General features: G+C 67.3%; 1 pseudogene. It reads left to right on the top strand.

What is annotated here, in order from left to right:
* Positions 1-20: 20 nt before the first annotated feature.
* Positions 21-526, top strand: a pseudogene (locus tag BBH68_RS40370) (helix-turn-helix domain-containing protein); the annotation flags it as partial.

The raw sequence follows: 526 nt of genomic DNA on the forward strand, positions 1-526 counted from the left end.
AGAGCTGCGACCATGGTGAGATGATCGTGTCGCTTCTGTACCAGGTGACTCGACGCCTTCTCGCCGTCCCGACGGTGCTTCTACGGCGGGACACCTCGAAGGAGGCCGAACTTCTCGTCCTGCGCCATGAAAACGCCGTGCTACGACGCCAACTACAAGGGCGAGTACGGTACGGACCCGCGGACCGCCTGTGCTTCGCCTCTCTGTCCTCGCTAATCCCCCGCCGCCGCTGGGCAAAGGTCTTCCCCATCACGCCCGGCACGCTATTGGCTTGGCACCGCAAACTCGCCGCCCACCGCTGGGACTACTCCCGACAACGCCGCAGTCCCGGACGGCCGCCCCCGCAGGCCGCCGTCAAGGACCTCGTACTGCGCCATGCCCGCGAGAACAGCCAATGGGGCCACCGCCGGATTCAAGGTGAACTGGCCCGGCTCGGACACCCGATCGCCGCCTCGACCGTCTGGCAGATCCTCCACACCGCAGGAATCGACCCTGCACCCCGCCGCACCGGCCCAACCTGGCGCGA

This window comes from Streptomyces sparsogenes, assembly GCF_001704635.1.
GTDB lineage: Bacteria > Actinomycetota > Actinomycetes > Streptomycetales > Streptomycetaceae > Streptomyces > Streptomyces sparsogenes.